We start from the raw sequence: 22313 nt of genomic DNA on the forward strand, positions 1-22313 counted from the left end.
GCGTTGAAGCCTGTTGCGGTGTCAGGCGACCGACTGCTGCTGCAGGTACCAGCTGGCAGCGCCGACCACGCCCAGCTGGCCGTGCTCGACGACCTTCACCGGGATGCGTGCCAGCGCTTCGCCCATCGGCCCCTTCTGCAGGTAGCGTTCGACGAAGGTGCTGGCGTGCAGGTATTCGCGGATCTGCGGCAGGATGCCGCCGGCCAGGTAGACGCCACCATGGGCGCCGTAGAACAGCGCCATGTCGCCGATGGTGCTGCCGAGCAGGCCGCAGAACACATCCAGCGCCTGGCGCGCATGTGCATCGCTGTCGGCCATGGCCGCAGCGGTGACCGCGTCGGGGCTGGCCAGGGTCGGCGCCTGGCCCTGCAGCGCGCATACCGCGCGGTACAGGTTCATCAGGCCCGGGCCGGAGATCGCGTGTTCGATCGACACGTGCGCGCGGTCGCGCTGCATGTGGCGGACGATGGCCATTTCCAGTTCGGTGCTGGCGGCCAGGGTCGGTTGGCCGGCTTCGGTCGGGAGCACCACCGGGCCGTGCGCGGTGGGGATCCACAGCGCGGCGCCGAGGCCGGTACCGGGGCCGACCACCAGGGTCGGGCCGCGGGCGGCGGTTTCCGGTCCGCACAGGTGCAGCACGCCACTGGCGTCAACCTGCGCGGCGGCATAGGCCACGGCTTCGAAGTCGTTGACGATGTAGACCCGCTGCAGGCCGACGTCGGCTTCCACCTGGCGCGCCGACAGCGGCCACGGCAGGTTGGCGGTGATCACCGTGCCGTCCTCGCGGGCGTAACCGGCACTAGCGACCACGCAGTGCGTGGGCCGCGGGCCTTCGCCGAGGAAGTCGGACAGGATCGCGCTGAGGCCTGCATGGTCGGCGTTGCGGTACTTGCGGTACTCCAGCACCTGCACCGGATGGGCGGCATCACCGCTGGCCTGGACCCGGGCCACGCGCACATGGGTGCCACCGACGTCGGCGGCCAGGAACGAGGGCGCGATTCGGGACAGGACATGGGCCGGGGCGGGGTGGCTGGCGGTCACGCGGGCTCCTGCTGCAGGTGGGGCCGTCCCCAAGGCTCGAGGGCGGCGATTGGGGCGGAGTCTGTAACCGCGCTGACAACGATGTCAACGAGTTCGTGACACTTTCGTTGCTGCGTCGCAACGAATGCGGCGTGCAGTAAACGTTTACATGGCGTGAGCATGGGTTTCACGCTGGAGCCGTTGCTGCACGGGGCTCAAGGGCTGCGGCGCATTCAGCACGATCCGCTGCCATCGGGTTGCGCAGTGCAGCACGAGGTTCACGCGGCCTCGCGGGGAAGTTGACAAACCTCGGTTGTCCATCGAAAGAATGTGACAACGTTGTTCCCAGCCACTCTCCGACGCCGCGTTCTGCGGCCGTCGCCGCAGGAGCCCTTCCCGATGTCCGCCGTCTCCGCTGCAAGCGTGCGCCCGAACGTGGCCACCTCCATCGCCATCGTCGGCGTGCTGTTCTTCCTGATCGGCTTCTTCACCTGGCTCAACGGCCCGCTGATCACCTTCGTCAAGCTCGCCTTCGAACTCAGCGAGGTCGGCGCCTTCCTGGTGCTGATGGTGTTCTACCTGTCCTACTTCTTCCTGGCCCTGCCGTCATCGTGGATCCTGCGCCGCACCGGCATGAAGAAGGGCCTGAGCCTGAGCCTGCTGGTGATGGCCGGGGGCGCCGCGCTGTTCGGCGAATTCGCCACCCAGCGCTGGTACCCCGGCGCACTGGGCGGCCTGTTCGTGATCGGCAGCGGCCTGGCCCTGCTGCAGACGGCCATCAACCCGTACATCTCCATCCTTGGGCCGATCGAAACGGCGGCGCGGCGCATCGCGTTGATGGGCATCTGCAACAAGATCGCCGGCATCCTGGCGCCGATCCTGATCGGCACGGTGGTGCTGCATGGCATTGGCGATCTGGACGTGCAGGTGCAGGCGGCCGATGCCGCGACCAAGGCCTTGCTGCTGAACCAGTTTGCGGCCAAGATCCATGCCCCGTACCTGGCCATGGCGGCGCTGCTGGTGGTGTTGGCGGTGGCGATCCTGTTCTCGCCGCTGCCGGAAATCAAATCGTCCGAAGCCAACGCGACGCCGGTGGCCGCCGGTGCGGTCGAGCGCCGCAGCATCTTCCAGTTCCCGCACCTGTGGCTGGGCGTGCTGTGCCTGTTCGTGTACGTGGGCGTGGAAGTGATGGCCGGTGATGCCATCGGCACCTACGGCCATGGCTTCAACCTGCCGCTGGACGAGACCAAGATGTTCACCGCCTTCACCCTGGGCGCGATGCTGGTCGGTTACGTGGTCGGCCTGCTGGTGATTCCGCGGGTGGTGTCGCAGTCGCGCTACCTGACCATTTCGGCGGTGCTGGGCGTGGTGTTCTGCCTGGGCGCGTGGGCAACGCACGGCTATGTGTCGGTGGCCTTCGTGGCCCTGCTGGGCTTTGCCAACGCCATGATGTGGCCGGCCATCTTCCCGCTGGCGATCCGTGGCCTGGGCCGCTTCACCGAAACCGGCTCGGCCCTGCTGGTGATGGGCATCGCCGGTGGCGCGATCATTCCGCAGCTGTTCGCCCTGCTCAAGCAGCACATCGATTTCCAGCTGACCTTCGTGCTGCTGATGGTGCCGTGCTACCTGTACATCCTGTTCTATTCGGTGATCGGGCATCGCGCCGGCCTGCCGCAGGACAAGGCCTGATCGGCGATGATGGACGGCAGCCAACCCCAGGGAAAACCCATGCGCAGAGCGACCATCAAGGACGTTGCGGAGAAAGCCAAGGTCTCGCTGAAGACGGTCTCGCGCGTGATCAACAACGAGCCCTCGGTGATGCAGGCCACCCGCGCGCGGGTGCTGCGTGCCATCGCCGAGCTGGACTACGAGCCCGATCCGTCCGCGCGCAACCTGCGCAGCGGCACCACCTTCGTGATCGGGCTGGTCTACGACAACCCGAACCCATACCACATCATCGGCGTGCAGAACGGCGTGCTCGCCGCCTGCCGCGAGACCGGGTTCGGGCTGCAGATCCATCCCTGCGATTCCAGCTCGCCGCTGCTGGCCGATGAACTGGCCGACTGGGTGCAGCGTTCGCGCCTGGCCGGGCTGGTGCTGACCGCACCGATGTCCGAGCGCCGCGACCTGATCCAGGCGCTGACCGCGCGCGGCATCAAGCTGGTGCGCATCATCGCCGCCACCGAAGATCCGGCTGACGGTGCCTGCGTGTTCGTCGACGACCGCGAGGCCGCCTACGAGATCACCGAGCACCTGATCCAGCTGGGCCACCAGCGCATCGGCTTCCTCTGGGGCGGCAGCTCACACCGCTCCTCTGGCGAACGCTATGCCGGTTACGAAGCCGCGCTGAAGGACTACGGCATGACCGTGGACAAGCATCTGGTGGTGCAGGGCGACTACACCTTCGACGATGGTTTCCGCGGCGCGCGCCGCCTGCTGGCGCTGCGCGAGCCGCCCACCGCCATCTTCGGTTCCAACGACGAAATCGCCGCCGGCGTACTGGCCGCCGCCAAGTCGGCCGGCATGAACGTGCCCTACGACCTGTCCATTGCCGGGTTCGAGGACAGCCCGTTCTCGCGCCAGTCGTGGCCGCCGCTGACCACCGCCAAGCAGGCCACCGAGGACATCGCCCGCCACGCCGCGCGCCTGCTGATCGCGCAACTGCGCAGCGATGCCTACGACGATGCGCCGGCGCCGCTGCACAACCAGGGCTTCGTGCCGCAGCTGGTGGTGCGTGGTTCGACCGCGCCGATGCGCCCCGCCGGCGCACGCCCCCTTCCTTCCGATCCTGCCTGAGCCTGCCATGTCGCTGTCAGACCCCACGTCCACCCTGATGTTCGCCGAGGCCGCTGAAGCGGCCGACGTGGTCGCGCGCCAGTTCTCGCGCAACCACGCCACCATGGAAACCCTGGCCGCCAGCCTGCGTGCTGAACCGCCGCCGTTCGTGGTCACCTGTGCACGCGGCAGCTCCGACCACGCCGCCACCTATGGCAAGTATCTGCTGGAAACCCAGCTGGGCCTGGTGGTCGCGTCGGCCTCGCCATCGGTGGGGTCGGTCTACGCCGCACCATTGCAGCTGCGCGGCGCACTGTTCATCGTCATCTCGCAGTCGGGCAAGAGCCCGGACCTGCTGCGCAACGCCGAGGCCGCCAAGGCGGCCGGTGCGCGCGTGATCGCGCTGGTCAACGTCGAGGATTCACCGCTGGCGCAGCTGGCCGACACGGTCATTCCGCTGCACGCGGGTGCCGAAAAGAGCGTGGCGGCGACCAAGAGTTACCTGGCGTCGCTGGCCGCGCTGCTGCAGCTGGCCGCGTACTGGAAGCAGGACAGCAGCCTGCGCGCGGCGCTGGACCTGCTGCCCGACGCCCTGCGTGAGGCGTGGCAGTGTGACTGGAGCGCGGTGACCGAAGGCCTGGTCGAGGCCACCAACCTGTTCGTGCTCGGCCGTGGCCTGGGCCTGGGGGCGGCGCAGGAAGCGGCGCTGAAGTTCAAGGAAACCTGCAGCCTGCATGCCGAAGCCTACAGCTCGGCTGAAGTGAAGCATGGCCCGATGGCGCTGGTCGACCGCGGCTTCCCGGTGCTGGCCTTTGCCCAGCCGGATGAAACCGGCGCCGGCACCCGTGCCGTCGTCGAAGAATTCACCGCGCGTGGCGCACAGGTATGGATGGCCGGTGCTGGCGGCAACCTGCCGGTGGCTGCTGCGCCGCACCCGCTGTGCGCACCGCTGCTGACCGTGCAGAGCTTCTACCGCGCGATCAATGCGCTGGCGCTGCGTCGTGGCTTCAACCCGGACCTGCCGCCGCACCTGAACAAGGTGACGGAGACCGTGTAATGGCGACCGTCCTGCGCAATGCCCGCATCCTGGTGGGCGACGACTTCCGCGATGATCTGGCGCTGGTGATCGAGAACGGTCGCATCAGCGCGCTGTTGCCCGACGCCGCACCGCAGCTCGGCCATGCCGCCGAGCAGGTGGACCTGGGTGGCGGCTGGCTGCTGCCCGGCTTCATCGATGTGCAGGTCAATGGTGGCGGTGGTGCGCTGTTCAACAACACGCCGGACGTGGCGGCACTGCGCACCATCGCGCAGGCGCACCGCCGTTTCGGCACCACGGCGATGCTGCCGACCCTGATCAGTGATGACGTGGCAGTGATGCGCGAAGCGATCGCTGCGATGCGCGAGGCGATCACGCAGGGTGTACCAGGCGTGATCGGCATCCACCTGGAAGGCCCGTACATCGCACCGGCGCGCAAGGGCACGCACGATGCCAGCAAGTTCCGCGTGCCGGACGAAGAAGAAATCGCGCTGGCGGCATCGCTGGACAACGGTGTGACCGTGCTGACGCTGGCGCCGGAGCGCGTGCCGCTGGAGACCATCCGTGCGCTGGTCGAGCGTGGCGTGATCGTTGCTGCCGGGCACACCGCAGGTACCTACGAAGCGATCCGTGCCGGCCTGGATGCCGGTGTGCGTGGCTTCACCCACCTGTACAACGCGATGTCGCCGCTGCAGGGCCGTGAGCCCGGTGCGGTGGGCGCCGCGTTGGAGGACCGCGACAGCTGGATCGGCATCATCGTCGATGGCGTTCACGTGCACCCGGCCAGCCTGCGCGTGGCACTGGCGGCCAAGCCGCGAGGCCGCCTGCTGCTGGTGACCGATGCGATGCCGCCGGTCGGTGCCGACGATCCCAGCTACGTGCTGTACGGCGAAACCATTACCGCCGTCGACGGCGTGGTGCGCAATGCTGCCGGTTCGCTGGCCGGCTCGGCGCTGGACATGGCCACCGCGGTGCGCAACACCGTGCAGCTGCTTGGCCAGCCGCTGGCCGAAGCGGCGCGCATGGCATCGACATACCCAGCGCAGTTCCTCAATGTCGATGATCGCCTGGGCCACATCGCCGAGGGCTACCAGGCCGACCTGGTGCTGCTGGACGACGCCCTGCAGGTGCGGGGTACCTGGATTGCCGGACAGTACGAGGCCGCCTGATGAACAGTTCGCCGCCACGCCGGCTGGGCTCGATCGATGCCCTGCGCGGCATCACCGTGGCGGCGATGCTGCTGGTCAACAATCCGGGCGACTGGAGTGCGGTGTTCGCGCCGCTGCGTCACTCGGAATGGCATGGCTGCACGCCCACCGACCTGGTGTTCCCGTTCTTCCTGTTCCTGGTGGGCGTGTCGATGGCCTTCAGCGTGGCACCGCGCGCGCAGGATGCGGCGGCGCGACCCGCGTTGGCGCGCGGCGTGCTGGAGCGCGCGCTGCGCATCCTGGTGGCCGGTGCGCTGCTGCACCTGCTGATCTGGTGGGCACTGGATACGCATCACTTCCGCATCTGGGGCGTGCTGCAACGCATCGCGGTGTGTGCGGCGTTGGTGGGCGTACTGGCGGTCTACGCGCGATCACGCGTGCAGGTGGGCGCTTTGATCGCGCTGCTGGTGGGGTACACCGTGTTGCTGCTGGGCATCGGCGACCTGGCGCCGTGGACCAACCCGACCAGCCGCCTGGATACCGCGCTGTTCGCACCGTGGATCTACCAGTGGCATGCCGATACCGGACTGGGCCATGACCCGGAAGGATTGCTGAGCACGCTGGGGGCGCTGGCCAGTACCGTGCTCGGCCTGCTTGCCGGTGGCCTGCTGCGCAACGGGCGTTCGGCGGCATTGGCAGGGCTGGGCGTGGCGACCGCTGTGCTGGGCCTGCTGCTGGCCGTGGTGCTGCCGTTGAACAAGCAGCTGTGGACGCCCAGCTACGTGCTGTGGACCGGCGGCCTGGCCGCGCTGGCACTGTGGCTGGGCCACGTGCTGATCGACCAGAAGGGTTGGCCGGCACTCGGCCGGCGCTTCGGGGTCAATGCGATCACCGCGTACCTGGGGGCATCGGTGATGTCGGTGGTGCTGATGGCCACCGGGATCTGGGGGTGGATCTGGCAGCAGCTGGCCACCGCGATGCCGCAGGCGCTGGAGCTGGCGTCGATGCTGCAGGCGCTGGTGTTCGTCGCACTGTGGTGGGGCGTGGCGTGGTGGCTGGATAAGCGGAAGATCTACCTGAAGATCTGACCCCACCCGCCAACGGCATCCACGCATGACGTAGATTTACCAGGTGCCGTGAGCGAATCGATTGGCGATGCAGGATCAGTAGATCCACGCCATGCGTGGATGCTTTGCGCGTGATTCCGGATGCCGGAAAAATGAACGGTTTCAGCCACATCACATCGGCGTGAGGGCTGGGCGATTTCATATCTGAACTGTGATTTCCCGCACGCAAGTTCACCTATCGAAATGGTTCACCACACGGCAGACTGCAAGCGCCGTGCCGCACATACGCAGTTCCTGATTTCCCGCCCAGGAGTGCCCCATGTACCGTGCCGTTCCGCGTGCGTTCCGTCCGCGCCGCCTTGCTGTTTCCGTGTTGCAGGCCCTCGCCGTTCCCTCCCTGCTTCTGACGACCGCCAGCGTTGCGTGGGCCGGCTGCAACAGCCCGGCACCGACCGCCGGCCAGACGGTCACCTGTGATACCAACGCGCCGAATCCGCAGACCACTCCCGTTACCGCAAATGGTGCGGCCGGCATCACCGTCAATGTCGCCGCCGGTGCACAGCTGCAGCAGAGTGGTGGTGGATCGGCCATCGCGCTGGTCGGCGCCGGTGGTCACCTGCTGTCAAACCAGGGCGCGATCAGTTCGGTCGGCGGTGTAACCGTGCAGCTTGGGGGTGGCAGCCGCGTCGACAACACCGGCAGCATCAGCACCGGCAACAACACCGCCCTGCAGTTCGTCGGTGCGGGCGACAGCGTGCTGGTCAATCGAGGAACGATCAGCGGGCGCACCGGCGTACAGTTCGATGCGGGCAATGATCGCCTCGAGATGCAGAGCGGCAGCATCACCGGCGGCGTTCTGCAGGGCGATGGCAATGATGTGCTGCTGCTCAGCGATGGCACGATCGACAGCGTCGACCAGGGCGGCGGCGATGACCAGATGACCGTCACCGGCGGCGCCGTCACCGGCGTGGTGGCGCAGGGCAGTGGCCGCGATGATTTCATCATGAGTGGCGGCACCATCGGCGCGCTGCAGCAGGGCGACAACATCGATACCTTCCGCATGAGCGGTGGCCGCATCATCGGCGCGTTCGAGGATGGCGACCAGGCCTGGATGACCGCTGGCCGCATCGGCCGCGTCAACATGAAGCTGGACAAGAACCTGTGGGACCAGTCTGGCGGTACGGTAGACGGCAACGTGGTGACCGGCTTCGACACCGATACCATCATCATCTCGGGCACGGCCTACATCGGCGGCAACATCAGTGTCAGTGGCGGCAACGACAGCGTGACCATCACCGATGGCACCGTGCGCGGGCAGGTGCTGCTCAGTACCGGCAGCGACACCTTCAACTGGAGTGGCGGTGGCATCGTCTACGGCGCGATCGACATGGGGCCGGACAACGACGTGGCCAACCTCAGCAGCCTCAACCAGGGCAACCTCGGTGCGGTGCCGCTGTTCGACGGCGGCAGTGGCATCGACCAGCTCAACTTCAACAACGTCAAGACCACGGGCGTGGCCCGCTTCCAGAACTGGGAGGCGATCAGCCTGGCCAACAGCACCGAGATGACCTTTGATGGCGATCTGGTGCTGGGCGACAGCGCAACCGGCACCGGCACGCTCACCGTGGATGACACCAGTACCGTGTATGCGGGCAGTGGCGGCCATGCCATCCGTCCGTTCAACAGCGCCGCACTGGTGGAGATGGTCAATGCCGGGCGCATCGACCTGACCGGTACCGGTGCCGGCGACGTGTTCACCGTGCGTGGCAACTATCGCGGTGATGGCGGTGGCCTGTACCTGCGTACTGTGCTGGGCGCGGACAATTCCACCAGCGACCGCCTGGTGATCGATGGCGGTGCCGCCACCGGCACGACCGGCATCGGGGTACTCAATGCGGGCGGCAGCGGTGCCGCCACGCTGGCCGATGGCATCCTGGTGGTGCAGGCGTTGAATGGTGGCCGCACCGCGCCGGGCGCGTTCTCGCTGTTTGCGCCGGTCGCGGCCGGTGCCTACGAGTACTTCCTGTTCAAGGGCGGTGTCAGCGCCGGCACCAGCGAGAACTGGTACCTGCGATCGACGCTGGTGACCGGGCCAACGCCGGCACCCAACGGTGATGGCAGCGCCGCGCCACCGCCGCTGACGCCGCCGGTCGCACCGCCGCCGGCGATCACCCCGGCACCGCCGCCGCCACCGGAAGGCGCCACCGATCCTGACCTGACCGCCGGCGAGACCGCGCCGCCACCGCCGCCACCGGAACCGGCGCCGGTGGCGCCGCCCAGTGACCCGGCGGTGCCGGACGTGCCAGTGGCCGGCGGTGCGCTGCCCGGTACCGGCGCCCCGCCAACGCCGGGTGCACGCCCGGCCGAAGGCGCGGTGGTGCCGCTGTACCGCGTGGAGGCCGCCGCCTACGCGGTGGTGCCACCGCTGCTGCGCGAGACCTCGCTGGCCAGTCTCGGCACGTTCCACGAGCGGCAGGGCGAGCAGCGCCTGCTGTACAACCAGGGCGCATTCCGCACCGCCTGGGGCCGGTTGGTGGGGCAGAGCAGCGAGATCCACTGGAAGGGGGATGCGCAGCCGGGCTTCGATGGCGATGTGATGGGCCTGCAGGCCGGCCTCGACGTGTGGGCTGCGGCGTCTGACAACCACCGCAACCAGATCGGCGTATTCGTTGGCCGCACCCGCGCGCAGGGCAAGACCACCGGCCTGGCCCTGGGCTGGGAGAACGTGCAGGTAGGCCAGAACCGCCTGGATGACAAGCACGTGGGCCTGTACTGGACGTTCACCGACAGCAGTGGCGGCTACATCGACGCCGTGGCGATGCAGAGCCGCTACGACGGCCGCGTGCGTTCCTCGCGTGGGCTCGGCTTCGGCATCAAGGGCGATGGCACCAGCGTGTCAGTGGAGGCCGGAAAGCCGCTGCTGCACGTCGGGCAGTCCGCATGGTGGCTGGAACCGCAGGTGCAGGTGATCTGGCAGCGCGCTTCGCTGGATGACCGTCGCGATGAAGTATCGAGCGTGCGCTTCGACAACGACAACGCCTGGACCGGCCGCATCGGCCTGCGCCTGGCCGGCGATTATCAGTTGGCCGACAACGGCTGGCAGCCGTATTTCAAGCTCAATTACTGGCATGGCCGTTCCGGCGAGGACCGCATCCGTTTCGACGACGACGTGATCGTCAATTCGCAGCGCTCGCGCGCGCTGGAAGCCGGCGTGGGTGTGGTCGGTCGCTTCAACCGCACCATCAGTGCGTACGCCGTGGCCGACTACACGCGCGAGCTGGGCGGCGACCGCAACGAGAAGCGCCGCATCATCGAAGGCAACATCGGCCTGCGCGCGGACTGGTGACAACCGCAACCTTGGGTAGGTGCCGACCTTGGTCGGCACGAATCCCACCCACGCCATGACCTCTGCGCAGCCGGGCATAGGCGCAGCTCTATAGCAGCGGTGCGCACGCATCCGGTTCCACCAACGCTCCGGCATGATCGGCCAATACCACCACTGCGTGCAGCAAGCCTTCCTCCACCTGCGGCGGACACTGCGCCTGCGCATCATCCATCTCGCGTGCCGACTGCGCCGCCAGCAACACGCCCCCACACGCAGACACTGCCGCCAGGCAGCGCGTTGCCTCCGCCAGGTCCCGGCCGCGCGCCTCGCTGAGTTGCCGCTCGCGCCACGCCTGGCCGTCGGCTGCGTGGCTGTGCGCGATGCCGCGCAACCGCGCGAAGAATGCGGAGGGCGGCGCCTGTTCGTTGGCTTCGGCGAGTGCATCTTCCAACGCTTCGGCGGCGGTAGTGGGCAGCTGCAGGCCGGGCAGTGCAGCGCCGAGCAATGCCTGCAGGCGTGGATAGGTGGGGTGGGGCGTGTTCATGGCGGCAACCTCACGAGGCAAGGCCACCTGCGGCGTGCAAGGTGGCGGGCGGTGCGGGTTGGCGTGCCGGTCAAAATCGAAACGAAAAAAAGCCGACGGATCACGAGGATCCCCACGCACCGCCCGCCATGGGCAAGCCGGTGCATTGTCGCGATTGCCGCTGAGGCGGCAACTCGATCGTTTCGATGTTTGATTCAGGACGCCAATCCCGGCCAGCGCAGGAGGCGCCGACGGAGGCAACCTTCTCGCGTTCTACGTGGCAATGACATGGGCAAAGTTGCAATTTACTGATCGCGTGCACGCTGTCTTGCTGCAACCCGCGGCGGGGCCAGATACGACAGTTCGCGCATGGCGAAAGCCATCACCTGCGGGCTATGCTGTGCGCCTGCCTCAACGACAAGGAAACGTCACATGCAGGTTCGCAAGGGAGTGCGTCGCATCGGCGCGCTGATGCTCGTGTTGCTGGCGACCGGCGCCATGGCCGATACGCCAGGCGCGGTCGAGGTGCCCTCGCCGGAGGCCCAGGCCGAGATCCTCAATCTGCTTGAACGGCAAGCGCTGTATCGCGATCGGGTGGACTGGGCCGCCACCCACGTACGCCTGCAATCGGCGCAGGGCGACCCCGCGCAACGGCTGGCCGTTCTGCGCGAAGCCATTGCGGTCAGCACGGGCAATCATGGCGGATGGACGACGACCCAGCGCCAGAGCGAATCCCTTGCGCGCGCGCAGCAGGCCGGCGCCGCCGCCGTGGACCGGGCCAAGGCGGCCGATGCGGTGGATATGCGCATCGGCTGGGTGGTCATCGAGGGCTATGCCTCCACGCCGGGCGCGACGCCGCAGGAAAAATTCCGCCAGGACATCCAGCGTGCCGCGCGGTGGCAGCAGGTCATCCGCAGCAAGGACGACGGCGCGCGCTGTGGCTGGATCGTCGACCTGCGTGACAACAGCGGTGGCAACATGTGGCCGATGCTGCTGGGCATGGCACCGCTGCTGCGCACCTCGGTAGTGAACAACGAAGATGTGGGGTCGTTCGAAACTGCACAGGGGCCCGAGCGCTGGACGTTGACCGCGACCGCCGTGCAGCGTGCAGGCAAGTCGGTGCTGGACTTCGGCCAGTCCGGCTATGTGCTGCGGCAGCCCGGCGCGCCGGTGGCGGTGCTGTTCGGGCCGCGCACCGGCAGTTCGGGCGAGGCCTCGGTGCTGGCGTGGCGTGGTCGTCCGCAGACGCGGAGTTTCGGTCAGCCCACTGCGGGTGTCTCCACTGGCAATGTCGTGCACACGCTTGCCGATGGCAGTCGCCTGCTGCTGACCACCACCGTGATGCGCGACCGCAATGATCGTGGTGATGGCTTGAAGATCGAGCCCGACCAGCGTATCGAGGGTGATGCCGCCACTTTGGCCGCCGCCCAAGCCTGGCTGCTGGCCCAACCCGCCTGCCAGGGCCGCTGATCCATGATCCTGATCGGCCAGCAGGAGCGGGTGGTGGTGGTCGGCCCAACCGAAGCCCACCATTGCCTGCGCTGCCAGACGGAAACCGAGTTCGCCCCGCAACTGCGCTACAAAATGGCGCGCATCGACCTGCTGTTTGGCCTCACCTACCAGCGCCGCTACGAGCTGGCCTGCACCCGGTGCGGGCACGGCTGGGTGCTGGATACCGAGACCATGGACCAGCAGCTGGGCGGGGTGCCGATCCCGTGGCGGCACCGCTTCGGCCTGCCGTTGATGCTGGTCGGCGTGGCCGGGCTGGCCGCGCTGGGCTGGCTGTGGCGGCACGGATTCCTCGGTTGAGGAGCGGGCCTGTTAAAGTCTGCCCTGCAACCACGTACCGGAACCGACCATGGACCACGACACCCCGTTCGAACCCCTCAACGACCTCGAGGTGCGCCTGCTGCAGGCCCAGGACGGCACGCTGACCGCATCGCAGTTCCTCGATGGCCTGCTGACCTCGACGGCGTTCGTGCTGCTGGACAAGGCCATCGGCGAAGACGGTGCCTGGGACGAGAGCATCTCGCCGCTGGTGCTGACCAGCGAGAGCGGCGAGCCGATGTTCGCGGTGTTCACCGCGCCCGAGCGCGCGGGCCTGTGGCACGAGCAGCTGCCGCAGTTCGCGCATGCCATGCCGATCGCGGTGCACGCGCTGCTGGCCGGGATCGGCGACGGCGTCGGCCTGGTGCTGAACCCCGGCCTGGACGTGGGCATGGAGATGATTCCCGATGCCGTGGCCCAGCTGAAGCAGCGCGCCGCGGCGATCACCCGCGGCATGGCGCACTGAGCCAGGAACCACGTTCGGCAAGGGGCGCATGTGGCTGCAATGCTCTGCACGAAACGGGCAGGGCAGGCGAGCGGCAGGGAAAGTGGGCACGCGCGGACCCAGGGGGCATCCCCCGCTCATGGGGGAGGCAGTTCAGGATGGACCTGCTGGAGAACGGAATGGTGGCTTCGAAGCTGCGGCTGGCGTTGTTCGCATCGACTTCACTGATGTACAGCGCCATTGCCGGCGCACAGGTCGTCACCTACGTCCATACCGACGCCCTCGGGTCGGTTGTCGCTGAAACCAACGGGGCGGGCGCCGTCATCACACGCTATGACTACGAACCCTACGGAGCCGCGATCGGTGAAGGGGTGGCCGATGGTCCTGGCTATACAGGGCATGTAAGCGACGCGGCTACTGGGTTGAGCTACATGCAGCAGCGGTACATGGACCCACAGCTGGGAGTATTCCTGTCGGTGGACCCGGTGACGGCATATGGACAGCCGGTTGGGCAGTTCAACCGCTACCACTACGCCAACGGAAATCCCTACCGGTTCACGGATCCGGATGGACGATGCCCGGAAGGGGCCGGCCGGTCCACGTGCATCGATGCCAGGCGTTTCGACCAGAGCCGATCAAGTGGCCTGGACATCCAGCTTTCGGCGCAGACGGAGAAGACCGCTCTGGCCAACACCGATTCGGTGAGAGTCGGTAGTGGCAACCGGGAGAAGGCTGTCACCATCGAGGCAAGCAGCAACGGTACCGAGTCGATCCGGGTGGATCCATCAATGGCGACGTCCTCGGATGCCTCCGGGTTCTATGCGGAACTGACGCCGACCGCCGATACCGTGGCTGTGATGCACGGCCATCTGGAGCAGAGTGGCCTGGTGGATCGGCTGACGCCAGGAGATTCGGGTCCCCTCGTGAGCCCGGGGGTTCCCAACATCACGGTGGACAGCACGGGTTCGCGGGTCGGTGTGCGTGAGCTGGTCGACGGCAAGGTGCAATTCCGGATGATTCAGGGCCGCATGACGCCGACCGAGCAGCGGCTCATCCAGCAGAACATCACCAAGCAGCAGGAGCTGTTCTACCTACCAGGAAGTGGGCGATGAAGTGGTTCCTGCCTGGCGTCTTCCTGTTGTTCGCAACCGTGGCCGGGTGTGCAACTTCCGGGCAGGCACCTTCCTCCAACCCGGCGGCGCTGCTGCCAAGCAAGGCCATCAAGGGAAGCGCGGAGCTGGATGGGTCTCAGGTGGAACTTCGCGGCTACCTAGTGGCACAGTTCGAGGATCGTGGCATCTGGGACAGCAAAGCGGAGTACCGCCGGTACAACAGTGAAGCAAGCTGTGTGTCGCTTTTGATCCCCAAGCGCATGATTGACCAGGTTGAACGACGCTCTGGTGCCTACGCGACCATCAGGGGGAAACTGATCGGGGACCTGCGATCCCGAGGGACCGTGCTGCTGGGTGGATGCAATGTCGTGGCAATTGAAGTCCAGGAGTTGGGTGAGAACTGACTCCTGTGGCGGCAACCTGGGGTTGCCGGCCAGCGGCCGGCACTACCCATGGGAGTCGGTGCGCGGCCGCCACGGCGGTTGCGGATCAGCGGGCGGCGGCGATGGCTTTTACGCGTGCCTTGGCCAACGCTTCACCGATGGCCGGGCCCTTCAGATGGGTGGTATCCAGGTCCCGCGCCTGTACTGACAGTGCCGCCTGGTGCAGGCGCTTGAGCGTTTCGCCCTGCGGGTAGTCGGCGTCCTCGAAGCCGAGCCGGCCGCGTTTGTCGGCCTCGCAGCACAGTGCGATGCGGGCCACGCGCTCCGGCCGGCGCAGCGCATCACAGCGGCCCAGTAGTTCCAACACGGTGGCACCGCGGAGTTCGTCGATGCGGTGCACGTTCAAGTGCTCCCGGCAGACCGCTTCGGCCAGCTGCTGGTGCTCGGCAGGAATCTTCAACCGCGCGCACAGCGCCTTCAGGGGTTTGATACCGCGCTGTTCGTGCATGATGTGGCGCGGCCACTCCTCCGGCGGGGTCAGGCCCTTGCCGAGATCGTGGGTAAGCGCGGCAAAGCCGACCAGGTCATCGCCGGGGGCCAGCTTCGCCGCCATGTCGCTGACCATTTCCTGGTGGATGCCGGTATCGACTTCCGGGTGGAATTCGGCACGCTGCGGCACGCCATACAGCGCTTCCAGCTCGGGCAGGATCGGGCCCAGTGCATGTGCATCGTGCAGCGTGCGCAGGAAGGCGGAGGGCCGCTCACTGACCAGCGCCTTGCGCAGTTCCTGCCAGACGCGTTCCGGCACCAGCGCGTCCAGTTCGCCACTGGCGGCGATCTCGCGCATCAGATCCATCGTTTCCGGCGCAACGGTGAAGCCCAGCGGCGCGAAGCGCGCCATGAAGCGCGCCGCGCGCAGCACGCGCAACGGATCTTCCACGAACGCAGGGCCGACATGGCGCAGCACGCGCTGCTCGATATCACGCACGCCGCCGTAAGGATCGACCAGCGCCCCGCTGTCTTCGTCGCAGGCAATCGCATTGATGGTGAAGTCGCGGCGCTGCAGGTCTTCTTCCAGCGTCACTCCCGGGTCGGCATCGACCACAAAGCCGCGATAGCCGCGGCCGGATTTGCGTTCGGTGCGCGCCAGTGCGTACTCCTCACCGGTCTTTGGATGCAGGAATACCGGGAAATCGCGGCCGACCGCGGTGTAGCCCTGCGCTTCCATCTGCGCGGGCGTGGCGCCAACCACCACCCAGTCGTGGTCGCCGGCGGGGCGCTGCAGCAGGCGGTCGCGTACGGCGCCGCCGACAAGATAGATCTTCATGGCTGGAATCATCGCATGCCCGGCGCAGATGCACCGGTAGTGCCGGCCGCTGGCCGGCAACGGCAGTCACACCGAAGCTGCCGGCCAGCGGCCGGCACTACCGATACAGCGGCCAGCCTGATCCAGGCCAGCAGGCTCATCGTTTCACTCCAGGGCGTGGATACCGGGGATTGCCGGCCAGCGGCCGGCACTACCGCAGTGCGATCAATCCCCGCCCTGCTCGGCGTTGGCGGCGCAGCTGAAGTTCTTGCGCTTGTCCACCAGGCGGCCCATCAGGCGGTCGCTCAGCGGCAGTGCATCACCATTGAGGCGCCAGTCGTAGATCACGCTGAAGGCCAGCACACGGGCGACGTACTCGCGGGTTTCCTTGTAGCTGATGGTCTCGATCCACAGGTCCGGGTCAAAGCCCGGGCGCTGGCTCTGCCAGCGCGCGGTCGGGGTCGGGCCGGCGTTGTAGGCGGCGATGGTCACGTACGGCAGGCCGTCGTACTTGTTCATCAGCTGGCGCAGGTAGGCGGTGCCGATGGCGATGTTGGTGTCCGGGTCGTAGAGGCTGTCGGCGCCGCCGTAGCCGGTCAGGCCGATCGACTTGGCCACACCGGCACCGGTGGCCGGCAGCACCTGCATCAGGCCCATGGCGTTTGCAGGCGAGCGCGCACGCGGGGTGAACGTGCTCTCGGCGCGGATTTCCGCCGCCACCCAGGCCGGATCGATCGCGTTGCGTGCCGATTCGCGGCGGATGGTGGCGTCGTGGTGCAGCGGGAAGCGCAGGTCGTACAGGCGCTGTTCCTGCGGCTGCTTGCCGAGCGCGAACACGGCGCGGTCGAACCAGCCGTTGTCCTGCGCGACGCGTACCGCGAGGCGGCGCTGGGTGTCATCGAAGCGCGACAGCGCGCTGTTCCATTCGGCCACGGCCCAGCCGGTGCGGTCGATCTGGTACAGCGCCATCGCGCGCTGGATGGCCGGGTCGCGCGCGATCACCGCCTGTGCCTGCGCGCTGTCGTTCGGCTTCCAGGGGCACAGCGTGTAGCCCTGCTGCAGCTTGTCGGCAGCCAGGAAACCGTGGAAGGTCGGTGCGCGCGCCGCATCGCGGAACAACGGCTGCGCCTGCTGGGCCTGGCCGGTCTTCTCCAGCATGCGGCCTTCGAAGTAGCGCCAGCGCGGGTCGCTGCGCTGCTTGCTGGCCATCTTGCGGATCGCGGTCAGTGCCGCCGGCCAGTCACCGCGCGACATCGCCTCGCGCACGCGCCATTCGTGCAGGCGTTCGTCATACGCCGATTCCGGCACTGCGTTGAGGCGGCGTGCCGAATCGGGCAGGTAGGAAGCCACCGTCCACAGCGCGATCTGGTACAGCACCTGGCCCTGCTGCTCGGCACTCAGGCCGAGCGCCTGGGCGTACTGCGGCAACTGCTGTTCGGTGGCGGCCGGGTCGGCCTTGGCCAGCTTGGCCAGGCCGTCGGTGGCGATGCGCCGGCTGCGCTCGTTGCGCGGCCAGTTCAATGCGCTGGCATTGGGCTTGTCGACAAAGGCGGCGTAATTGTTGGCCAGCGCCAGGTCGGTGGCAGGCAGGCCACGTGCGGCGCTGCGCATCACGGCCGGCTGCTGGGCGTCGGCGGCGGCATCGATGCGTTCCCAGCGCAATGCGTCACTCAGTCCGCCCTGTGCCTGCAGCACGGCGAAAACGGCGTCACAGCCGTCTGGCAGCGACTTGCCGTTCTTGCGCCACAGGTCCTGTGCCTCGCTGATCCACTGCGGATCGACCTTGCCCGTCACCTGGCGCGCGGTCAGCTGCGCACAGCGCAGGCCTGCGTTGTCGGTGGGCACCCAGTTGGCGAGCAGGGTGGGCCAGTCCTGGCGGCGTGCGACCGAGGGCAACCACACGCTGCGGAACGTGTTGGCCACGGCCTGGCCGTCATAGCGCTTGAGGAAGGCCTGGGCCTGCGCGGTATCGACGGTGTCGATGTTGCGGCGCAGGTTGGCGTACTCCAGCCAGCCGTAAGCCGGATGGCGGCTGAGTGCGGCGGCCTGGCCGGGATCGAACTGGCCGCGTTCGGCGGCAGCGATCGCGGCCTTCAGCTGCGCGTTCTGGGCGTCGAGGGACTGGGCATTGGCGCAGCCGATCAGCAGCGTGGTGGCCAAGGGCAGCAGGGACAGGGCGGTCGAGGAGCGTCGGGTCATGGCACTCAGCATAGCGGGGGATGGCTGAATTCAGTTTCGCATTGTGTGGACGCCGGGCGTTGGCAACGACAGCTGAATGAACCCGTACAGGCCACTGCCGCAGGTGACGGAAGGCGACGTACTGTCGGCCTTGGGCGAACGGCCCGGCTGCACGGAGCGGCACATGGCGTTCAGTAGCGCAGGAAGAAGCGGCCCGCTGGCGGACATCAATGTCACGCCACTGGTGGATGTGATGCTGGTGCTGTTGATCATCTTCATCGTGACCGCGCCGATCGTGGCCCGGCCGATTGCCGTGCAGCTGCCACAGTCCACCGATCGCACGATCGATCGCCTCGAACCGCCACCGCCGATCGAGCTGAGCCTGGACGCTGGCAACCAGCTCAGCTGGAATGGCCAGCCGATGGTCATCGGCGATCTGCAGGCGCGCCTGCAGGCACAGGTGGGCGAACATGCCGGCAACCTGCCGGAGCTGCGCATCGCCACCGATCCGGCGGCCGAGTACGAAGGCATGGCGCGGATTCTGGCCGCTGCCGAGGCCACCGGTATGGAGCGCATTGCGTTCGTGCGGTAGGGCGTTGTCTCACTGCCGCTCATGCGGTGATTGCTGCATGAGCGGCGCTTGCCCTGCTGACAGTGTCGCATCCAGGATCCGCAGAAAAGCCATTTCAATCTGCGCTGGAACCGCTGTCGGATGTGCTCGCCACTTTCTGCTCTCAGGGTCATGTTCAACGTCGAAAGCAGTCAACTCGGCTCTCTCGAAATCCACCACAACCGTCAGTCCCTCTCCCGAGGCCAAGGCCGCATCGCTGGGAGAGGGGCAGTTGTTGCACTCGATCACGCCGCCTGCCCTTGATTCGCCTGCCAAGGAAAGAAGCAGCGTCAGTACCATCATGACGCCCGGCACGGCAGTTGCTGCTTTCATGATCGATCCTCCCGCGAATGGCTGCAGGTGCGAGTCTGCACGGGGTCGACTAGCGGGGCCTTCTAAACGAAGAAATTTCAAACTATTCCTGAAACGGTCCGGCAAAGACCTTTTTCATGAATGCGGCAGCTCCCGGCGCGCGCTGTCGCAGCCAGCATCAAGGCTGCCTGCTGCGAACAGTATCGTCCGGTCATAACCTGCAGCTATCTGACGTAATCGGCCTGCAATTGCGTCAATTCCGCGTGAAATAGTGTCGATCATCACGCCTTGGTTTTTACCACTTGTTTACAAAGGAGACGCTGCCGCCATGCAGGGGGGAGCGCGGCAGTCCAAGTCCCGACATTCCTTTGGAGAGAGAGCGAATGATTCACCTGCATCACCGCCCGTTGGCGGTTGCCGTTGCGCTGTGCGTGACGGCCCTGGCACCGTTGGGTGCCGCTGCGCAATCCACCACCAACCTCGATGCGGTGGAAGTGACCGGTACCCGCATCAAGCGCGCTGAAGTCGAAGGCCAGGTGCCGATCCAGACATTGACGCGCGGTGACATCGAACGCACCGGCCTGACCTCGATCGGCGAAGTGCTGCAGCAGCTCACCGGTTCCGGTTCGGCGCTCAACGCCAAGTTCAACTCGTCCGGCAACTTCGGTTTCCCGCCCGATGGCAGTGGCGTGGGTGCCGGCTCGGCGCAGGTCGATCTGCGCCACCTGGGGGCCAAGCGCGTGCTGGTGCTGGTCGATGGCATCCGCTGGGTCAATGAGTCGTCCGCCTCCGGCGTCGGCTCGGCTACCGATCTCAATACCATTCCGCTGGCCATCGTCGAGCGCATCGAGGTGCTGGAAGATGGCGCGTCGTCGCTGTACGGCTCCGATGCCATTGCCGGCGTGGTCAACATCATCACCCGCCGTGACTTTGATGGTGGGCAGGTGACGCTGAACTACGGCGAGTACAGCAAGGGCGACGGCACGCAGAAGGGCGTGGACCTGGCCTGGGGCAAGAGTGGCGACCGCTTCAGCCTGTTCCTGGGCGCCAGCTGGACCAAGCAGGATCCGGTATTCGCCAAGGACCGCGAGCAGTCGCGCTTCCCGATTCCCGGCACCGGCCTGGCGTTCGGCAGCGGTGGCATTCCGCAGGGCCGTTTCATGTTCACCGACCCGAACACCGGTGCGGTGCAGAACATCGTGCCCAATACCGGCGTGAGCAATCCGCGCTACGACGGCAGCGCCGGCTGCAGCCGCACGGATGACTACCACTGCTTCACCACCGCCGACCGCTTCAACTTCGCCGAATACAACATGGTGCTGACGCCGTCGGAGCGCAAAGGCCTGTTCGGTCAGTTCCGCTTCGACATCACCGACAACGTGCAGTGGTACGTCAAGGCACTGGGCAACCGTCGTGAGTCGACCAACCAGGCCGGCCCGGAGCCGCTGTTCTTCGGCCCCGATGGTGCCACCGGCAATCCGCTGGCCGACAACATCGTGGTCTCGCGCCTGAACCCGTACAACCCGTTCGGCTTCGATCTCGTTTCCGGCGACAACATGAGCCTGATCGGTCGTCGCCCGGTGGAAGGCGGTGCGCGCGTGTTCAAGCAGAAAGTGGACACCACCTACTTCGCCACCGGCCTGGTCGGTGACTTCCATGCCGCCGACCGCAGCTGGTACTGGGACGTCAACGGCATGTACAGCAAGAACAAGGCCGAACAGACCAACTACGGCAGCTATGACATCTACAAGGTGAACATGGCGCTGGGCGATCCGTCCGTCTGTGCGGCCACGCCGGGCTGCGTGCCGCTGAACATCTTCGGCGGCGTCGGTTCGATCACCCCGGACATGCTGAAGTGGATCCAGCCGGTGGTGCGCGACCGCAGCCAGAACGAACTGAGCCTGTTCACCGCCAACCTGTCCAGCGAGCTGTTCTCGCTGCCGGCCGGTCCGGTATCGTTCGCCACCGGCTTCGAGTACCGCAAGTACAAGGGCTCCTACCAGCCCGATCCGCTGACGGTGATCGGCCACTACAACGGCGTACCGTCGCAGCCGACCTCCGGTTCCTACGACGTCAACGAGGCCTACCTGGAGTTGAGCGTGCCGATCTTCGCCGATTCCTCGTTCGGCAAGAAGCTGGACCTGAGCCTGGCCGGCCGCTATTCGGACTACTCCACCTTTGGTGGTGAATTCACGCCCAAGTACGGCCTGCGCTGGCAGGTGACCGATGACTTCGTGCTGCGCACCACCTACGCCGAGGGCTTCCGCGCACCGTCGATCGGTGAACTGTACGGCTCGGCGGCGCGTGCCGACCTGCAGCTGTTCGACCCGTGCTCGGTGGGTCTGGGCGGCACTCCGCCGCGTGGCAGCGCCGCCAACTGTGCCGCGCTGGGCGTGCCGGCCGGCTTCCAGCAGGCCAACTCGCAGATCTCGGTGACCACCGGCGGCAACCGCGAGCTGGAGCCGGAACGCTCGCGCAGCTTCAGCGCCGGCTTCGTGTGGAGCCCGTGGTTCGGCAACAATGCGTCGTGGTCGGAGCGCTTCGATGTGGAAGTGACCTTCTACCGCCACGCCATCGATGGTGCGATCCAAGCGATCAACGCGCAGACCCAGCTGGACCTGTGCGTGGATACGCTGGACCCGGTCTACTGCGATGGCATCACCCGTGCCAGCACCGGTGCGGTCAGCAGCTTCAACAACCGCCTGACCAACCTGGGGTCGATCAAGACCGACGGCTGGGACGTGGATCTGTTCTGGACCCTGCCGCAGACCTCCATCGGCCAGTTCAAGCTGGCGTGGAAGAACACCTTCGTCGGCCGTTACGAGGCCACCGGCGCGGCCGGGCAGAAGCAGCCGCAGAAGCCGGGCGTGGAAGTGGCCGACAGCTCGATTCCGGAGTGGACCAGCAATGCCAGCATCGGCTGGACGATGGACCGCTGGAGCGCCAACTGGACGGTGCGGCACATCTCCGAGCTGACCGAGAACTGTGGCGATGCCGCGGCCTTCCCGGTGTGCAGCAACCAGGCAGCGGGCACCAACACGCTGTCGGCCACCACCTTCCACGACATGCAGGTGGGCTACAAGATCGACTGGATGAAGGGGTTGCAGCTGACCGCCGGCCTGAACAACGTGTTCGACAAGGATCCGCCGATCTGCCTGTCGTGCTCGTTGAACGGCTACGACGCTTCGACCTACGACATCCCGCGTGGCCGCTACTGGTACCTGCGCGCGGATCTGCGGTTCTGAT

Annotated in this window: 18 protein-coding genes; 13 read left to right on the forward strand and 5 right to left on the reverse strand. The window is 66.9% G+C overall.

Annotated features, from left to right (window positions below):
• Nucleotides 1-21: 21 nt before the first annotated feature.
• Entirely contained in the window at nucleotides 22-1041 is a 1020-nt protein-coding gene (locus tag AC5P6X_RS04820) for a glucokinase family protein (RefSeq protein ID WP_049450611.1), read from the reverse strand.
• A 378-nt stretch (nucleotides 1042-1419) separates the two neighbouring features.
• On the opposite strand from AC5P6X_RS04820, the gene AC5P6X_RS04825 reads away from it, so the two are divergent.
• The 6 genes from AC5P6X_RS04825 to AC5P6X_RS04850 all read left to right on the forward strand — a co-directional run bounded on the left by AC5P6X_RS04825 (nucleotide 1420) and on the right by AC5P6X_RS04850 (nucleotide 10392).
• On the forward strand, nucleotides 1420-2709 hold the full coding sequence (locus AC5P6X_RS04825; RefSeq protein WP_049450608.1) for a sugar MFS transporter: 1290 nt from the start codon (nucleotides 1420-1422) through the stop codon (nucleotides 2707-2709).
• A gap of 39 nt (nucleotides 2710-2748) precedes the next feature.
• Nucleotides 2749-3816, forward strand: a complete 1068-nt coding sequence (locus AC5P6X_RS04830; RefSeq protein WP_005411045.1) for a LacI family DNA-binding transcriptional regulator — start codon at nucleotides 2749-2751, stop codon at nucleotides 3814-3816.
• Between the two features lie 7 nt (nucleotides 3817-3823).
• On the forward strand, nucleotides 3824-4852 hold the full coding sequence (locus AC5P6X_RS04835) for an SIS domain-containing protein (protein WP_049450606.1): 1029 nt from the start codon (nucleotides 3824-3826) through the stop codon (nucleotides 4850-4852).
• Entirely contained in the window at nucleotides 4852-6000 is a 1149-nt protein-coding gene (nagA, locus tag AC5P6X_RS04840) for an N-acetylglucosamine-6-phosphate deacetylase (protein ID WP_049450604.1), read from the forward strand. The genes AC5P6X_RS04835 and nagA overlap by 1 nt, the downstream gene beginning before the upstream one ends.
• Entirely contained in the window at nucleotides 6000-7067 is a 1068-nt protein-coding gene (locus AC5P6X_RS04845) for an acyltransferase family protein (protein ID WP_049450603.1), read from the forward strand. The genes nagA and AC5P6X_RS04845 overlap by 1 nt, the downstream gene beginning before the upstream one ends.
• A 298-nt stretch (nucleotides 7068-7365) precedes the next feature.
• The gene (locus AC5P6X_RS04850; protein ID WP_108270544.1) at nucleotides 7366-10392 is read left to right on the forward strand and encodes an autotransporter family protein; all 3027 of its coding nucleotides are present in this window, start codon (nucleotides 7366-7368) and stop codon (nucleotides 10390-10392) included.
• Nucleotides 10393-10480: 88 nt separating this feature from the next.
• Here the strand turns inward: AC5P6X_RS04850 and AC5P6X_RS04855 are convergent, their stop codons facing one another.
• Entirely contained in the window at nucleotides 10481-10915 is a 435-nt protein-coding gene (locus AC5P6X_RS04855; RefSeq protein ID WP_049450599.1) for a hypothetical protein, read from the reverse strand.
• A 411-nt stretch (nucleotides 10916-11326) separates the two neighbouring features.
• Between AC5P6X_RS04855 and AC5P6X_RS04860 the strand changes: the two genes are divergently transcribed.
• The 5 genes from AC5P6X_RS04860 (at nucleotide 11327) to AC5P6X_RS04880 (ending at nucleotide 14682) form a co-directional block, all read left to right on the forward strand.
• Nucleotides 11327-12364, forward strand: coding sequence for a S41 family peptidase (locus AC5P6X_RS04860; RefSeq protein WP_049450597.1), 1038 nt, complete (start codon nucleotides 11327-11329; stop codon nucleotides 12362-12364).
• A gap of 3 nt (nucleotides 12365-12367) precedes the next feature.
• Nucleotides 12368-12703, forward strand: a complete 336-nt coding sequence (locus tag AC5P6X_RS04865; protein ID WP_043034012.1) for a hypothetical protein — start codon at nucleotides 12368-12370, stop codon at nucleotides 12701-12703.
• Nucleotides 12704-12752: 49 nt separating this feature from the next.
• The gene (locus AC5P6X_RS04870; RefSeq protein WP_005411035.1) at nucleotides 12753-13187 is read left to right on the forward strand and encodes an SseB family protein; all 435 of its coding nucleotides are present in this window, start codon (nucleotides 12753-12755) and stop codon (nucleotides 13185-13187) included.
• A gap of 137 nt (nucleotides 13188-13324) precedes the next feature.
• Nucleotides 13325-14278, forward strand: coding sequence for an RHS repeat-associated core domain-containing protein (locus AC5P6X_RS04875; protein ID WP_024957024.1), 954 nt, complete (start codon nucleotides 13325-13327; stop codon nucleotides 14276-14278).
• Nucleotides 14275-14682, forward strand: a complete 408-nt coding sequence (locus AC5P6X_RS04880; protein ID WP_024957023.1) for a hypothetical protein — start codon at nucleotides 14275-14277, stop codon at nucleotides 14680-14682. Before AC5P6X_RS04875 ends, AC5P6X_RS04880 begins: the two co-directional genes overlap by 4 nt.
• A gap of 85 nt (nucleotides 14683-14767) precedes the next feature.
• Here AC5P6X_RS04880 and AC5P6X_RS04885 read toward each other — a convergent pair whose 3' ends face one another.
• Both AC5P6X_RS04885 and AC5P6X_RS04890 read right to left on the reverse strand, forming a co-directional pair.
• Complete coding sequence (locus AC5P6X_RS04885) at nucleotides 14768-15988, reverse strand: multifunctional CCA addition/repair protein (RefSeq protein ID WP_049450595.1); 1221 nt, start codon at nucleotides 15986-15988, stop codon at nucleotides 14768-14770.
• A gap of 204 nt (nucleotides 15989-16192) precedes the next feature.
• Nucleotides 16193-18178: a transglycosylase SLT domain-containing protein gene (locus AC5P6X_RS04890; protein WP_049450593.1), complete on the reverse strand. Its 1986-nt coding sequence runs from the start codon at nucleotides 18176-18178 to the stop codon at nucleotides 16193-16195.
• Between the two features lie 151 nt (nucleotides 18179-18329).
• Between AC5P6X_RS04890 and AC5P6X_RS04895 the strand changes: the two genes are divergently transcribed.
• Nucleotides 18330-18737, forward strand: coding sequence for an ExbD/TolR family protein (locus AC5P6X_RS04895; RefSeq protein ID WP_043034017.1), 408 nt, complete (start codon nucleotides 18330-18332; stop codon nucleotides 18735-18737).
• A 9-nt stretch (nucleotides 18738-18746) separates the two neighbouring features.
• Here the strand turns inward: AC5P6X_RS04895 and AC5P6X_RS04900 are convergent, their stop codons facing one another.
• Nucleotides 18747-19088, reverse strand: a complete 342-nt coding sequence (locus AC5P6X_RS04900; RefSeq protein WP_134948574.1) for a hypothetical protein — start codon at nucleotides 19086-19088, stop codon at nucleotides 18747-18749.
• A 362-nt stretch (nucleotides 19089-19450) separates the two neighbouring features.
• Here AC5P6X_RS04900 and AC5P6X_RS04905 point away from each other — a divergent pair, with 362 nt between their 5' ends.
• Complete coding sequence (locus tag AC5P6X_RS04905) at nucleotides 19451-22312, forward strand: TonB-dependent receptor plug domain-containing protein (protein WP_005414478.1); 2862 nt, start codon at nucleotides 19451-19453, stop codon at nucleotides 22310-22312.
• Nucleotide 22313: the final 1 nt, after the last annotated feature.

The organism is Stenotrophomonas sp. YJH_SMC_40, assembly GCF_059368615.1.

Excerpts from the sequence above, each read along its gene's own strand:
- AC5P6X_RS04825 (WP_049450608.1), top strand. The coding sequence starts at position 1,420 with ATGTCCGCCGTCTCCGCTGCAAGCGTGCGCCCGAACGTGGCCACCTCC.
- AC5P6X_RS04830 (WP_005411045.1), top strand. The coding sequence starts at position 2,749 with ATGCGCAGAGCGACCATCAAGGACGTTGCGGAGAAAGCCAAGGTCTCG.
- AC5P6X_RS04835 (WP_049450606.1), top strand. The coding sequence starts at position 3,824 with ATGTCGCTGTCAGACCCCACGTCCACCCTGATGTTCGCCGAGGCCGCT.
- nagA (WP_049450604.1), top strand. The coding sequence starts at position 4,852 with ATGGCGACCGTCCTGCGCAATGCCCGCATCCTGGTGGGCGACGACTTC.
- AC5P6X_RS04845 (WP_049450603.1), top strand. The coding sequence starts at position 6,000 with ATGAACAGTTCGCCGCCACGCCGGCTGGGCTCGATCGATGCCCTGCGC.
- AC5P6X_RS04850 (WP_108270544.1), top strand. The coding sequence starts at position 7,366 with ATGTACCGTGCCGTTCCGCGTGCGTTCCGTCCGCGCCGCCTTGCTGTT.
- AC5P6X_RS04855 (WP_049450599.1), bottom strand. The coding sequence starts at position 10,915 with ATGAACACGCCCCACCCCACCTATCCACGCCTGCAGGCATTGCTCGGC.
- AC5P6X_RS04860 (WP_049450597.1), top strand. The coding sequence starts at position 11,327 with ATGCAGGTTCGCAAGGGAGTGCGTCGCATCGGCGCGCTGATGCTCGTG.
- AC5P6X_RS04865 (WP_043034012.1), top strand. The coding sequence starts at position 12,368 with ATGATCCTGATCGGCCAGCAGGAGCGGGTGGTGGTGGTCGGCCCAACC.
- AC5P6X_RS04870 (WP_005411035.1), top strand. The coding sequence starts at position 12,753 with ATGGACCACGACACCCCGTTCGAACCCCTCAACGACCTCGAGGTGCGC.
- AC5P6X_RS04875 (WP_024957024.1), top strand. The coding sequence starts at position 13,325 with ATGGACCTGCTGGAGAACGGAATGGTGGCTTCGAAGCTGCGGCTGGCG.
- AC5P6X_RS04880 (WP_024957023.1), top strand. The coding sequence starts at position 14,275 with ATGAAGTGGTTCCTGCCTGGCGTCTTCCTGTTGTTCGCAACCGTGGCC.
- AC5P6X_RS04885 (WP_049450595.1), bottom strand. The coding sequence starts at position 15,988 with ATGAAGATCTATCTTGTCGGCGGCGCCGTACGCGACCGCCTGCTGCAG.
- AC5P6X_RS04890 (WP_049450593.1), bottom strand. The coding sequence starts at position 18,178 with ATGCTGAGTGCCATGACCCGACGCTCCTCGACCGCCCTGTCCCTGCTG.
- AC5P6X_RS04895 (WP_043034017.1), top strand. The coding sequence starts at position 18,330 with ATGGCGTTCAGTAGCGCAGGAAGAAGCGGCCCGCTGGCGGACATCAAT.
- AC5P6X_RS04900 (WP_134948574.1), bottom strand. The coding sequence starts at position 19,088 with ATGAAAGCAGCAACTGCCGTGCCGGGCGTCATGATGGTACTGACGCTG.
- AC5P6X_RS04905 (WP_005414478.1), top strand. The coding sequence starts at position 19,451 with ATGATTCACCTGCATCACCGCCCGTTGGCGGTTGCCGTTGCGCTGTGC.